The sequence below is a fragment of the Micromonospora sp. bgisy143 genome, from assembly GCF_057708145.1.
This window is the reverse complement of the sequence record NZ_JBYIRN010000053.1, coordinates 1-13,567: the sequence shown is the minus strand read 5'-3', so window position 1 is coordinate 13,567 and position 13,567 is coordinate 1. Positions and strand designations below refer to the sequence as shown.

Below are 13,567 nucleotides of genomic sequence, written 5' to 3'. Positions count from 1 at the left end.
CGCACCCTGGCTGGTGACCGACTGCTCGCCGGTCGCCGGCTTGGGCACGCCGATCGGCTTGCCGTCCGGCATCCGGATGTACGCCGGCTCCCCGGACTCCACCAGACCCAGCCGACGCGCCTCGGCGGTCAGGTTCCCCGGCGCCTTGGCGTCGGCGATCTGCTTGTCGAGCTGCTGCTTCTCCAGGTCCAGTCGGGCCTGCTGCTGCTGCAGCTTCTCCAGCCGGAACGCGTTCTCATTGATCTTGGTGTTGACCGCCAGGATGCCGAACACCCCGCCGACGACCAGCACCACGATCAGCGCCGCGAACGGCGCGCGCGGCACCGACACCGGTGGCGGTGGCGCCACCCGCAGCCGCGGCGGCCGGTTGGTCGCCGTGGTGCCGGACTTCTCCGCCGGGCGCAGCGCGGCGCTGCCCTGGGTCGGGAACTCGCGCGCCCCCCGGGCGCGAGCCTCCCCCTGCCGGTTGACCCGATCGATGCGTGGCGTACCGTTCCCCACGCGCGGGGCTCGCTCCGCCGCGGTCCGGCCCCCCGACCGCGGTGCGCGCTGCCCGCCGCCGGTGACGTCCCGGCGGTCGCGCTTGTCAATGTTCATGTCCCCTCCCCCTCTACATCCGTCCCTCTGCCGTCCGCCGGCGTCGCGGAATCCCCCACGGATCCCGTCGACCCCGTCCCCGGTTGGTGCATCGCCTTCACTCGTCGGCGGGACCGTTCGCGGTCGGTCCGCCCCTTTCCTGCCTCGTCCGGATCGAGCCGTTCCGCTGCCCGCAACCGCACGGAGGCGGCGCGCGGGTTCGCGGCGACCTCCGCCTCCCCGGGCAGTTCGGCGCCCCGGCTGAGCAGCCGGAACGTCGGACCGGACCCGGGCAGCTCAACCGGGAGGTCGACCGGGCCCTTACTGCGGACCCGGTCCGCGAGCGCCGCCTTGGTGAGCCGGTCCTCCAGCGAGTGGTAGGACAGGACCACCATGCGACCGCCCACGGTCAGTGCGTCGAGCGCGGACGGCAGCGCTGTCTCCAGCGCTGCCAGTTCTCTGTTTACCTCGATCCGTAAAGCCTGAAACGTTCTCTTTGCCGGGTGCCCACCCGTTCGTCGGGCTGGTGCCGGAATCGACTCCCGGACCAGCTCGGCCAGTCGCGCGGACGAGGTGATCCGGGCGCGTTCACGCTCCCGGATGATCGCCGAGGCGATCCGACCGGCGAACTTCTCCTCGCCGTACACCCGTAGCACCCGGGCCAGATCCGGATGGGCGTACGTGTTGACCACCTCTTCGGCGGTCACCCCCCGCGTCTGGTCCATCCGCATGTCCAGCGGCGCGTCCTGCGCGTACGCGAACCCGCGGTCGGGCGCGTCCAGTTGCAGCGACGAGACACCCAGGTCGAACAGGATCCCGTCGATACCCGGATAACCCAGCCGCTGAAGCACCTCGGGCAGCTCGTCGTAGACGGCGTGCTCCAGGTGCACCCGGTCGGCGAATCGCGCCAACCGCACCCGTGCGTGGGCGAGCGCCTCGGTGTCCCGGTCGAGCCCGATCAGGACGGTCTCCGGGTGCGCCTCGAGCACCGCCTCCGCGTGCCCGGCCAGGCCGAGCGTCGCGTCGACGTGCACCGTCCGGCCGCCTCGACCCAGCGCGGGGGCCAACAGCTCGAGACACCGCTCGAGCAGCACCGGCACGTGCGTGCCGCGCAACTCCCCCATGATGACCCCCACTGGTTGAAACGTCCGTTCTTCTCGCGCGCCTGCCGTGGAGACGGCGCTCCCGTCGTACCGCCAGATCCCCATCCGCTCCCGCCGGACACCGACTTCCGCCGGATTACTGGATCGTGCGCCTGGCACCGGGGAAGTGATGCCAGGAGCTCGAAAGCGGCTGGAGATCTCGCAGTACGTCGGGCGCCGTTCCGCCCTACAGACCGCCGGGCAGCACCCCCTCCTCGATGTCGGCGAAGTCGTCTTCGCTCTCGGCGAGGTAGGTCTCCCAGGCGACCTTGTCCCAGATCTCGACCCGTGTGCTCGCGCCGATGACCACCAGGTCCCGGTCGAGCGCCGCGTACTCCCGAAGGTGCGCGGGGATCGTCACGCGACCCTGCTTGTCCGGCACCTCGTCGTGCGCGCTGGCGAAGAAGACCCGGCTGTAGGCCCGGGCCGCCTTGTGTGTCATCGGCTGCGCGCGCAACTGCTCCGCGATGCGCTGGAACTCGGGTGTCGGAAAGACATAGAGGCAGCGATCCTGCCCTTTGGTGACCACGACACCCCCCGCCAGCTCATCCCGGAACTTGGCCGGAAGGATCAGCCGGCCCTTCTCGTCCAGGCGCGGGGTATGGGTGCCGAGGAACATCGGCCCAACCCCCTCGCCCTTGAGCGGCGTTCGCGGCGCCGCTGACCCCCCGGGCCGGTGAGCCCTCCCGGCCTCACCATCGCGCCCCACTCTACTCCACTTCCCTCCACCTGCAACCAGATTCGCCCGCGTGGCGCGTCCGATCCGCGCGCAAAACCGCACGTCACAGGGGGTGGAGCGGAGTGGAGGGCCCGAGCGCCCACCCGGCGTGGTCCGCTTTCCGACATTGATCGACTCCGTCCGGCCGAGCGCCGACCACCCTCCCGCACGGATGCCACCGCCCTTCCCGCACGGATGCCACGGCCGAACGGTTCACCGTCGGCGGCGATCTGGCGAGGCGGGCGGTCCGGTAACCTCGCTCGCGTGACGGACGCGAAAATGCCCCTACGGGCCAAGGTGGCCAGCTCCGTGTCACGGACCGCCGCGGCGCTCTCCCGGGCCGCCGGCCGTGGCGACGGTTCGGTGATCGGCGGGTGGATCGGGTTGAAGATCGACCCGGACCTGCTGGCGCACCTGTCGGCCGGCCGCGCCATCGCGCTGGTCTCCGGCACCAACGGAAAGACGACCACCACCCGGTTGACCGCCGCCGCGGTCGGCGTGCTCGGCCGGGTCGCCACCAACTCGTTCGGCGCCAACATGCCCACCGGGCACACCTCGGCGCTGGCCAAGGCCGGCAGCACCCCGTACGCGGTGCTGGAGGTCGACGAGCACTACCTGGCCCAGGTGCTGGAGTCGACCGAGCCGCACGTGGTCGCCCTGCTGAACCTGTCCCGCGACCAGCTCGACCGCGCCAAGGAGGTCGCCATGATGGCGCAGCTCTGGCGCGCGGCCCTGGTCCGGCACACCGACGTACGGGTGGTGGCCAACGCCGACGACCCGATGGTGGTCTGGGCCGCCACCCCACCGGCCGACCCGGCGCGCGGCATCAACCCGCCGCATGTGACCTGGTTCAGCGCCGGCCAGCGCTGGCACGACGACTCCTGGGTCTGCCCGGAGTGCGGCTCCACCATCGCCCGCTCGGGTGACCAGTGGTGGTGCACCGGCTGCGCGCTGCGCCGCCCGGAGCCGCAGTGGGTCGTCGAGGACGAGGGCGTGCTCGACCCCACCGGGGCCTGGCACAAGGTCTCCCTCCAGCTACCCGGCAAGGTCAACCTGGGCAACGCGGCGACCGCGCTGGCCGTGGCGGCCGAATTCGGCGTACGCCCCGTCGACGCGGTGTCCCGGCTCGGCATCGTCACCTCGGTCGCCGGCCGGTACGCGCAGGTCGACCGGGACGGCCGCAACATCCGGCTGCTGCTGGCCAAGAACCCGGCCAGCTGGCTGGAGGCGTTCGACATGGCCGACGAGGCGCCCACCCTGCTCTCCATCAACGCGCGCGACCCCGACGGGCTGGACACCTCCTGGCTCTTCGACGTCGACTTCGCCCCGCTCCGCGGCCGGCAGGTGTTGATCACCGGCGACCGGGCATACGACCTGGCGGTACGGCTGGACGTCAACGACGTGCCCTTCCAGCACGTCCGCACGTTCGACGACGCCGTCCGATCGGTCCCGCCCGGGCGGCTCGAGGTCATCGCGAACTACACCGCGTTCCAGGACATCCGAGCGGAGTTGGACCGTGTCAACTGAGAGCCTGCGTATCGTCTGGATCTACCCCGACCTGCTGTCCACCTACGGCGACCGGGGCAACGCGCTGATCCTGGCCCGGCGGGCCCGCCAGCGCGGCATGCCGGTCGAGGTCCTGGAGGTCCGCTCCGACCAGCAACTGCCCTCGACGGCCGACATCTACCTGGTGGGCGGCGGCGAGGACGGCCCGCAGGCGCTGGGCGCGCAGCGGCTGATCGCCGACGGCGGTCTGCACCGGGCGGTCGCCCAGGGCTCGGTGGTCTTCGGTGTCTGCGCCGGTTACCAGCTGCTCGGGATGTCCTTCTTCGCCAAGGGTGTGCAGTGCCGCGGCCTGGAACTGCTGGACCTGCGCTCCGACCGGGGCGAGAGCCGGGCCGTCGGCGAGCTGGCCGGTGAGATCGACCCGCGGCTGGGTCTGCCGCCGCTGACCGGTTTCGAGAACCACGGCGGTCGTACCCACCTCGGCCCGGAGGTCGCCCCCCTGGCCCGGGTCACCGCCGGTATCGGCAACGACGGCGCCACCGAGGGCGCCTGGCGGGGCAAGCTGCTCGGCACCTACTCGCACGGTCCCGCGCTGGCGCGCAACCCGGCCCTGGCCGACCTGCTGCTGCGGTGGGCCACCGGGGCACACCAGCTCCCGCCGCTGGACGACACCTGGCCCGACCGGCTTCGCAACGAGCGCCGTTCAGCGGTGGCCGCCGCCCGGGCATGATCCGCGCTGTCCGGCGGCTGCTGCGGCAGCCGTCGGCCGCCCGGTTCGCCCTGCTCGTCGCGCTGATCGGCGGCTGCGGGCTGCTGTTACTCCTGGTGCCCCGCCCGGACCCGGAGCGGCTGCCGGTGCTCGCCGACCAGTTGGGCGACCTCGCCCCGGTGGCGGCGATCCTCGGCGGCGCGCTGCTGCTGGTCGCGCTGGTCCCCCGCACCTTCGTGACGCTCGCCGCGGGCGCGATCTTCGGCCCGGTGGAGGGCGCCGCGTACGCCCTGGGCGCCGCGTTGGTGGCCGCGGCGATCGGGTTCACCGTCGGCCGGCTGCTCGGCCGGGAGTTCGTCGCCGAACGGGTGCGCGGTCGGTTGGCCCGCCTCGACGGCTGGTTCGCCCGGCAGAGCGTGTTCGGCGTGGTCACCGTCCGGCTGCTGCCGATCGCGGGCTTCGGCCTGGTCAGCTACGGCTACGGCACGACCGGCGCGCGGGTGGTGCCCTTCCTGGCCGGCAGCGTGATCGCCTCCGCGCCGACCGCGATCGGCTACGCGGCGATCGGCGCGGCGGTGAGCACACCCGGGCACGTCAACTGGTACGCGGCCGCCCCCGCCAGCCTCGGCCTGATCGCCAGCGTGGTGCTCGTACACCAGTGGTGGCGCGCCAACCGCCCCCGCCACCGCACCCCGGTCTAACCCTCCCGCGCCACGCGCGCCCGCGCGCCGCGGGCCGCGCGCCCGGCCCGTCGATCTTGCACTTTCTGTCCCGACAAACCCTGACACAGGGGGCGGAACGACAACCGAAAGTGCAAGATCGACGGGCAGAGGGGCGGGGTTAGACGACGACCGAGACCATGCGGCCCTTGACGACGATGACCTTGCGGGGCTCCTTGCCGGCCAGGCTCACGGCCACCGCGTCCAGGGCCGCCGCGCGGACGGTCTCGTCGGCGGCGTCGGCGGGCACCTCGACGCGTCCCCGGACCTTGCCGTTGACCTGCACCGGGTAGGTCACCGTGTCGGCCACCAGCAGCGCCGGATCGGCGACCGGGAAGTCCGCGTACGTCAGCGAGGTGTCGTGACCCAGCTTGCGCCACAGCTCCTCGGCCAGGTGCGGGGCGAACGGCGCCACCATCAGCACCAGCGGCTCGGCCACCTCGCGGGGCGTCGCCGACAGCCCGGTCAGCCCGTTGGTCAGCTGGATCAGCTTGGCGATCGCGGTGTTGAACCGGATGCCGTCCATGTCGCCACGGACCCCGTCGATCACCGTGTGCAGCAGCCGACGGGTCTTCTCGTCCGCCGGGTCGTCGGTGACCCGCAGCTCACCCGTCTCCTCGTCGACGACCGCCCGCCACACGCGCTGCAGGAACCGGTACGAGCCGATCACCGCCCGGGTCTCCCAGGGGCGGGACACCTCCAGCGGGCCCATCGACATCTCGTACACCCGGAAGGTGTCCGCGCCGTACGCCGCACACATCTCGTCGGGGGTCACCACGTTCTTCAGCGACTTGCCCATCTTGCCGTACTCGCGGTTGACCACCAGGTCTTCCAGGTAGTACGCGCCGTCGCGCTCGATCACGTCCTCGGCCTGCACGTAGCTGCCGCGCGAGTCGGTGTACGCGTACGCCTGGATCATGCCCTGGTTGAACAGCTTGCGGAACGGCTCGAACGACGACACGTGGCCCAGGTCGAACAGCACCTTGTGCCAGAACCGCGCGTACAGCAGGTGCAGCACGGCGTGCTCGGCGCCGCCGACGTACAGGTCGGTGCCGCCGCAGTCGCCCTCGCCGCGCGGGCCCATCCAGTAGCGCTCGTTCTCCGCGTCGACGAACCGCTCGGAGTTGGTCGGGTCCAGGTAGCGCAGCTCGTACCAGCAGGAGCCGGCCCACTGCGGCATCACGTTGGTCTCGCGGGTGTAGCGCTTCGGCCCGTCGCCCAGGTCCAGCTCCACCTCGACCCAGTCGCGGCGACGCGACAGCGGGGTCTCCGGGTTGGAGCCGGCGTCGTCCGGGTCGAACGTCTTCGGGGAGAAGTCGTCCACCTCCGGCAGCTCGACCGGCAGCATCTCCTCCGGCAGGGCGATGGCCGCGCCGGTCTCGTCGTAGACGATCGGGAACGGCTCACCCCAGTAGCGCTGCCGGGAGAACAGCCAGTCCCGCAGCCGGTAGGTCACCGCGCCGGTGCCGTGCCCGTTCGCCTCCAGCCACGCGATGATCGCCGCCTTGGCGTCGGCCACCCCCAGGCCGTTCAGGTCCAGGCCGCGCTCGGGCGCGGCGCTGTTGATGGCCGGGCCGTCACCGGTGTACGCCTTGCCGTCGAAGCCCTCCGCCGGCTGCACGGTCCGCACGATGGGCAGCTCGAATACCTCGGCGAACGCCCAGTCCCGCTCGTCCTGCGCGGGCACCGCCATGATCGCGCCGGTGCCGTAGCCGGCCAGCACGTAGTCCGCGATGAAGATCGGGATCTGACCGCCGGTGACCGGGTTGGTGGCGTACGCCCCGATGAAGACGCCGGTCTTCTCCTTCGAGTCGGACTGCCGCTCGACGTCGGTCTTGGCGGCGGCGGCCTTGCGGTACGCCTCGACGGCCTCGGCGGGGCTGGCGTGCCCGCCGGTCCAGGCGTCCCGCGTCCCGTCCGGCCAGGCGGTCGGCGTCAGCGCGTCGACCAGCTCGTGCTCGGGCGCCAGCACCATGTAGGTGGCACCGAAGATGGTGTCCGGCCGGGTCGTGAACACCCGGATCGGCTCCCCCGCCGTGGCGAAGTCGATGTGCGCGCCCTGCGACCGGCCGATCCAGTTGCGCTGCATCAGCTTGATCGGCTCGGGCCAGTCCAGGCTGTCCAGGTCGTCCAGCAGCCGGTCGCCGTACGCGGTGATCCGCATCATCCACTGCTTCAGGTTGCGCTTGAAGACCGGGAAGTTGCCCCGGTCGGAGCGGCCGTCGGCGGTGACCTCCTCGTTGGCCAGCACGGTGCCCAGCCCGGGGCACCAGTTCACCGGCGCCTCCGAGACGTACGCCAGCCGATAGTCGTCGACGATCTTGCGGCGCTCGGCGACGCTCAGCTCGGCCCAGGCCCGACCGTCCGGGGTCGCCCGGTTGCCGCCCTCGAACTCGGCGATCAGCTCGGCGATCGGTCGGGCCTTCGCGGCGTCCCGGTCGTACCAGGAGTTGAAGATCTGCAGGAAGATCCACTGCGTCCAGCGGTAGAAGTCGGTGTCGATGGTCGCCACCGAGCGCCGCTCGTCGTGGGCCAGCCCCAGCCGGCGCAGCTGCGCCTTGTACCGCTCGATGTTGGCGACAGTGGTGGTCCTGGGGTGGGTGCCGGTCTGCACGGCGTACTGCTCGGCGGGCAGCCCGAACGCGTCGAACCCCATGGCGTGCAGCACGTTGTGCCCGGCCATCCGCTGGTAGCGGGCGTAGCAGTCGGTGCCGATGTACCCCAGCGGGTGGCCGACGTGCAGGCCCGCGCCCGACGGGTACGGGAACATGTCCAGCACGTACAGCTTCTCCGCGCCGGCCCGGGGGTGGCTCGGGTCGGCCAGCGGGCCGGTCGGGTTCGGCGCGTGGAAGGTGCCCTCGCGGGCCCAGGTGTCCTGCCAACGCGTCTCGATCTCGCCGGCCATGGCCGCGGTGTACCGGAACGGGGGGATGTCGCCCGCCGGTGCGGCTGCCTCGCTCATCGTCTCTCCTCGCTTCGCTTCGCTTCGTCTCGGCACCGCCGGGCCGGACCGGCGGCGGGCACAAAAAAGCCCCTCGCGCAGGAGGGGCCGCCGTGCTGTCGCGCGTTCAGCGCATCAGCACGGCCCGGTAAGAAGCAGGAAGACTCCGGCCATGCCCCGCAGTGTACCGCGCGCCCGGTTCGGGCCGCCGACCACCGGGCGTGTCCGACCCGTTCCCCCGAGCTGGCGAATATCGGGGCGTAACCGGCGGAGTACCTGCGGGGGTCGGCGATAACGACAAACATGGTTAGCCTGAGAGGCCAGTGAGATTCCTGCGGCAAACGAGGCTCGACGTCGCGAACCCAACGGCGGGTCCAGGTGCTCTCGACAGAGCTGCCGTGACGGCGACGAGGAGGAGGCCCGTGACACAACAGACCTGGGACGAGGTGGGCGGCCTGTTGCCGCACGACGAGTTCCGCGCCGCCAGCGAGGCCATCGTGGCCAACATCGAGCAGGTCATCGAGGGTAAGACCGCCACCGTGCGGCTGGCCCTGGCCGTCCTGCTCGCCGAGGGCCACCTCCTCATCGAAGACGTTCCCGGCGTCGGCAAGACCAAGCTGGCCAAGGCCCTCGCTCGGTCCATCGACTGCACGGTCCGCCGGATCCAGTTCACCCCCGACCTGCTGCCCAGCGATGTCACCGGCGTCAGCGTCTACAACCAGGAGACCCACGACTTCGAGTTCCGACCGGGCGCCGTCTTCGCCAACCTGGTGGTCGGCGACGAGATCAACCGGGCCTCGCCGAAGACCCAGTCGGCGTTGCTGGAGTGCATGGAGGAACGGCAGGTCACCGTCGACGGCGTGACCTACCAGCTGCAGACTCCGTTCATGGTCATCGCCACCCAGAACCCGATCGAGATGGAGGGGACGTACCCGCTGCCCGAGGCGCAGCGCGACCGTTTCACCGCCCGGATCGCGATGGGTTACCCGGACGCCGGCGCGGAGCTGGCGATGCTCGACGGGCACGGCGCCACCGACCCGCTGCACGAGCTGCGTCCGGTCTCCGACGCCGACATCGTCCGGCAGTTGATCGCCACCGTCCGGCAGGTGCACGTCGCGGACGCGGTGAAGCAGTACGCGGTCGACCTGGTCACCGCCACCCGTGAGGCCCCGGACCTGCGCCTCGGCGCGTCCCCCCGGGCGACGCTGCAACTGCTGCGCACGGCCCGGGCGGTCGCCGCGCTGGAGGGCCGCGACTACGTCCTCCCCGACGACCTCCAGGTCCTGGCGGTGCCGGTGCTGGCGCACCGGATCATCCCGACGGCGGACGCACAGCTCGCCCGACGCACCACCGACGCGATCGTCTCGGAGCTGGTGCACCGGCTGCCCCTGCCGCACGACCGCCAGCGCAACCCGTACGACACCCGGCCCGCCACCGGAAACGGCCGCGCGCCCTACGAGCCGCGGAGGCCGTGACGTGCGTGCCGGGCTGCGCGGGCTGACCACCCGCGGGCGCTCGTTCCTGGCCGCCGCGGTCGCCGCGGCGGTCTCGGCCGTCATCCTGGGCGAGAAGGACCTGCTCCGGGTGGCCCTGCTGTTGGCCATCCTGCCGTTGCTGGCCGCCGCCTACGTGGGCCGCAGCCGCTACAAGCTGGCCTGCAACCGCTCGCTGGATCCCCACCGGGTCCCGGTCGGCGCCAACTCGCGGGTGGTGCTGCGCCTGCAGAACCTCTCCCGGCTGCCCACCGGCACCCTGCTGTTGGAGGACCGGCTGCCCTACGCGCTGGGCAGTCGGCCCCGCGTCGTGCTGGAACGGCTCGGCGCGCAACAGGCCAGCTCCGTGGCGTACACGGTCCGCGCGGACGTGCGCGGTCGCTATGACGTGGGGCCGCTGGTGGTCCGGATGACCGACCCGTTCGGTCTCTGCGAACTCACCCGCTCCTTTCCCAGCACCGACCACCTCACGGTCATCCCGCAGGTCACCCCGCTGCCGTCGGTCCGGCTCCCCGGGGAGTACGCGGGCAGCGGCGACAGCCGGGCGCGTTCGGTGGCGGTGCACGGCGAGGACGACGCGGCGACCCGGGAGTACCGCCGGGGCGACGACCTGCGCCGGGTGCACTGGAAGTCCACGGCACGCACCGGCGAGCTGATGGTGCGCCGGGAGGAGCAGCCCTGGGAGAGCCGCGCCACGGTGGTGCTGGACACCCGGGCGTACGGCCACCGGGGTGACGGGCCGACGGCGAGTTTCGAGTGGGCGGTGTCGGCCGCCGCGAGCATCGCCGTGCACCTGCGGCAGGCCGGTTACAAGCTGCGCCTGGTCACCGGCTCGGGGGTCGACGTGGACGCCTCCGAGGGCGGTGGCGACGGCGTGCTGCTCGACCACCTGGCCGAGGTGCGGTTGGACCAGCGGGCCGAGGTGGCCGGGCTGGTGCAGCGGGTCCGGCAGCGCGCCGACGGCGGGTTGATCATCGGGCTGTTCGGCGCGGTGAGCGTCGCCGAGGCCGAGCTGCTGGCCGGGCTGCGCGGCAACGGCGCGACGTGCATCGGTTTCCTGTTGGACAGTTCCACCTGGCTGAGCCTGCCCGAGAAGGCTCGCGCCGAGGCGGAGCACGCGCACGGCGCCGCCGTGCTCACCATGGTGCGCAGTGGCTGGCGCGCGGTCGGCGTCGACCACGGCAGCCGACTGCCGGCGCTGTGGCCGCAGGCGGGCCGCGGTTCCCAGGGTTTCGCCCTGCGGGCCGCGCTGGCCGAGACGGTCGCTGGCCGCGTGCGATGAACGGAAGGTCCCCCTCATGATCGCCAGCCGGAACACCGGTCTGGTGGCGGCCGCCGCGACGCTGCTCGCCGCCGCGCCGCTGTCGGCCATCTTCCAGACCTGGACGTGGCTGATCCAGTGCGTGATAGCGGTCGCCGTGGTGGCCGGGGTCGCCGCGCTCACCCGGCTCGTCCGCGCGCCGCTCTGGGGTCAGGTGCTCGGCATGCTGGCCGCCCTGTTGCTCGCCCTGACCTGGCTGTTCCCCAGCGGCAGCGAGCTGCTGGGGATCCTGCCCACGCCGAGCACGATCGGGCACTTCGCCGACCTGCTCGCCGGCTCGGCGCAGGACATGCGCTCGTACGGCGTCGAGGTTCCGGACACCGATCCGCTGCTGTTCATCACCGTGCTCGGCGTCGGCGGGGTGGCCGTGCTGGTGGACGTACTGGCGGTGGGGCTGCGCCGGCCGGCGCTGGCCGGGCTGCCGATGCTCGCCATCTACTCGGTGCCGGTCGCCGTCTACGTGGACAGCGTCCCCCCGGTGCCGTTCGTGGTGGGCGCCGCCGGTTTCCTGTGGCTGCTGGTGACCGACAACATCGACCGGGTGCGCCGGTTCGGACGGCGGTTCACCGGCGACGGTCGGGACGTGGACGTGTGGGAGGCGTCGCCGCTGGCGTCCGCCGGCCGCCGACTCGCCGTGGTCGGCGTGGTGCTGGCCGTGGTGCTGCCGTTGGGGGTGCCCGGCCTGAGCGGTGGACTGCTCGACCGGATCACCGAGGGCACCGGCAACGGCAGCGGGAACGGGCGGGGGGTGGGCGGCTCGTCCGGCCGGATCGACCTGTTCGCGTCGCTCGCCGGCCAGCTCAACCAGTCCGAGGTGGTGGACCTGGTCAAGGTGACCACCTCGGAGCCGAGCCCGTTCTACCTCCGCTACGCGGTCGCCGACGAGCTGCGCCCGAACGGCTTCCAGGCCCGCCCGGCGAGTGGTCGGCCGGTCAACCGCGACCTGCCCAACCCGAACGAGCGGGTCGGCCCGGGCGTGCAGCAGGCCGAGTACCGGGCGACCGTCGAGGTGACCAAGAGCCTCAGCATGTCCCTGATGCCGGTGTACGCCGAGCCGGTGCGCACCGACGATCTGAACGGCAACTGGCTCTACGACCCCAACCAGCAGATCGTGTTCTCCAACCGGGAGAGTTCGCGGGGGCGCAAGTACTCGTTCGACTACGTCCGCTCGACGTACACCCCGGCGACCCTGCGGGCCGCGAAGCCGCTGCCGGCCGACCACCCGGTCCGTCGGCAGCAGACCGCCACCCCCGGGCCGGTGCCCGAGGTGGAGGAGCTGGTCCGGGGGTTGACCCAGGGCAAGCGGACCGACTACGACCGGGTGCTCGCCATCTACCAGCACTTCTCCGCGGACAACGGGTTCACCTACCGGCTCAGCACCGAGAGCGGCAGCAGCGGCCAGGACATCGTCAACTTCCTGACCAACAAGATCGGCTACTGCCAGCAGTACGCCGCCGCGATGGCCTGGCTGGTCCGGTCGGCCGGCATCCCGGCGCGGGTGGCGTTCGGGTTCACCAACGGCAGCCGGCGCGACGGTGACACGTACACGCTGACCAACCTCAACCTGCACGCCTGGACCGAGGTCTTCTTCGACGGGGTCGGCTGGGTGCCGTTCGACGCCACCCCCGCGTACGGCGTTCCCGGTGCCACCCGGTCGGCCTGGGCGCCGGACACCGACGCTCCCGAACCGTCCACCCCGGAGGCCGGCGCCACCGACAGCCCGAGCGGAGCGGACCCGTCAGCCGGGCCGGCCGGCCCGGACAACGCCGACCGGGACACCGACTCCGGACTCTCTCTGGGAGGTACCGAGCCGACCCAGCAGGCGCCGGTGTGGCCGTGGTGGGTGGCGGGCGTACTCGCGCTGCTGGCCCTGCTGGCGGTGCCGGCGCTGCGCCGTCGGGCGCTGCGCCGGCGGCGGGCCGGGCGGGCGGACGCCGCGACGGCCGCCACCGTGCCGGGCGACGGGTCGCCGGACGACGGCGCGCGCGTGATGGTGGTCGAGGCGGACGCGGGCCGCGCCCGCGCGGACGCCCACGCCGCCTGGGCGGAACTGCTCGACACCCTTGTCGACTACAAGGTGCGGGTGGACCGGACCGAGACGCCCCGGGCGACCGCGGACCGGCTGGTCCGGGACGCTCTCGCCGACGACACCGAGGCGATCGGGGCGGCACGGCTGCTCGGTCGGGCCGAGGAGCGGGCCCGGTACGCGCGGAGTCCGCTGACCGGTGAACCGCTGCCGACGGCGCTGCGCGCGGTCCGTGGCGCGCTCTCGTCCCAGGCGGACCGGCGGACCCGACTGCTCGCCGCCGTGCTGCCGCCCTCGGTGCTGCTGCGCTGGCGGATCGCGCTGGCGGACGCCTCCGGCCGGCTGGTGGCGCTGACCAGCCGGGTGCGCTACCGGCTGCTGCGCTGGAACCCGCGCCGCGTGCTGGCCGGTCGCGC

The 13,567-nt window shown here is 72.5% G+C and carries 10 protein-coding genes; 6 read left to right on the top strand and 4 right to left on the bottom strand.

Annotation, left to right across the window (positions count from 1 at the left end; translation table 11 throughout):
- From ftsL to mraZ, 3 genes are all read right to left on the bottom strand, one after another.
- Positions 1-597, bottom strand: a 597-nt coding sequence (gene ftsL / locus AC3EN4_RS31495) for a cell division protein FtsL (RefSeq protein ID WP_435210155.1), incomplete at its 3' end; no start/stop codon positions are given.
- The gene (rsmH, locus tag AC3EN4_RS31490) at positions 594-1,700 is read right to left on the bottom strand and encodes a 16S rRNA (cytosine(1402)-N(4))-methyltransferase RsmH (RefSeq protein WP_422740770.1); all 1,107 of its coding nucleotides are present in this window, start codon (positions 1,698-1,700) and stop codon (positions 594-596) included. The genes rsmH and ftsL, both read right to left, overlap by 4 nt.
- Positions 1,701-1,905: 205 nt before the next feature.
- Positions 1,906-2,337: a division/cell wall cluster transcriptional repressor MraZ gene (mraZ, locus tag AC3EN4_RS31485; RefSeq protein ID WP_355049459.1), complete on the bottom strand. Its 432-nt coding sequence runs from the start codon at positions 2,335-2,337 to the stop codon at positions 1,906-1,908.
- Positions 2,338-2,715: 378 nt separating this feature from the next.
- Here mraZ and AC3EN4_RS31480 point away from each other — a divergent pair, with 378 nt between their 5' ends.
- The 3 genes from AC3EN4_RS31480 to AC3EN4_RS31470 are packed head-to-tail and all read left to right on the top strand — an operon-like array spanning position 2,716 to position 5,352.
- A complete protein-coding gene (locus AC3EN4_RS31480) occupies positions 2,716-3,963 on the top strand; it encodes a MurT ligase domain-containing protein (RefSeq protein ID WP_422740771.1) in 1,248 nt (415 codons plus the stop codon).
- Positions 3,953-4,672, top strand: a complete 720-nt coding sequence (locus tag AC3EN4_RS31475; RefSeq protein WP_422736069.1) for a type 1 glutamine amidotransferase — start codon at positions 3,953-3,955, stop codon at positions 4,670-4,672. The genes AC3EN4_RS31480 and AC3EN4_RS31475 overlap by 11 nt, the downstream gene beginning before the upstream one ends.
- Positions 4,669-5,352, top strand: coding sequence for a TVP38/TMEM64 family protein (locus AC3EN4_RS31470; RefSeq protein ID WP_435210152.1), 684 nt, complete (start codon positions 4,669-4,671; stop codon positions 5,350-5,352). Before AC3EN4_RS31475 ends, AC3EN4_RS31470 begins: the two co-directional genes overlap by 4 nt.
- Before the next feature lie 139 nt (positions 5,353-5,491).
- On the opposite strand, the gene leuS is transcribed toward AC3EN4_RS31470, so the two are convergent.
- A complete protein-coding gene (gene leuS / locus AC3EN4_RS31465; protein WP_435210150.1) occupies positions 5,492-8,332 on the bottom strand; it encodes a leucine--tRNA ligase in 2,841 nt (946 codons plus the stop codon).
- Between the two features lie 401 nt (positions 8,333-8,733).
- Between leuS and AC3EN4_RS31460 the strand changes: the two genes are divergently transcribed.
- The 3 genes from AC3EN4_RS31460 to AC3EN4_RS31450 form a co-directional block, all read left to right on the top strand.
- A complete protein-coding gene (locus AC3EN4_RS31460; protein ID WP_422736072.1) occupies positions 8,734-9,786 on the top strand; it encodes an AAA family ATPase in 1,053 nt (350 codons plus the stop codon).
- Between the two features lies 1 nt (position 9,787).
- Positions 9,788-11,086, top strand: coding sequence for a DUF58 domain-containing protein (locus AC3EN4_RS31455; protein ID WP_435210146.1), 1,299 nt, complete (start codon positions 9,788-9,790; stop codon positions 11,084-11,086).
- Positions 11,087-11,102: 16 nt separating this feature from the next.
- Positions 11,103-13,567: transglutaminase TgpA family protein (locus tag AC3EN4_RS31450; protein ID WP_435210144.1), on the top strand; the 2,465-nt coding region annotated here is incomplete at its 3' end.